General features: G+C 29.1%; 1 protein-coding gene. It reads left to right on the forward strand.

Features of this window, described 5'->3' with window-relative positions:
* Positions 1 to 251, forward strand: a 251-nt coding sequence (locus GHO25_RS26290) for a hypothetical protein (RefSeq protein ID WP_178110271.1), incomplete at both ends; no start/stop codon positions are given.

Below are 251 nucleotides of genomic sequence, written 5' to 3' on the forward strand. Positions count from 1 at the left end.
AACAATCAAATTGATTTTGTAAAAAATGATTTTTTTTCTCAAAATATTAGTGATGTCAATGGAGATGTTGATTACGCTAAAATATACCGAATTTCAAAAAAGAATTTTGGCTATGATAACTTTATGGAGATTATTTGGTGGGGCTCAATAGTTCACACAATTATGAGTGTAAGTGAAGTCGAAAAAGAATTTAGGCCATCTAATCTCCAAAGTGGTTTGAATTTCGAAAAACATGTTGAAAAGCTTTACAT

It is taken from the genome of Pseudomonas sp. FSL R10-1350, assembly GCF_009600525.1.
Classification (GTDB): Bacteria; Pseudomonadota; Gammaproteobacteria; order Pseudomonadales; family Pseudomonadaceae; genus Aquipseudomonas; species Aquipseudomonas helleri.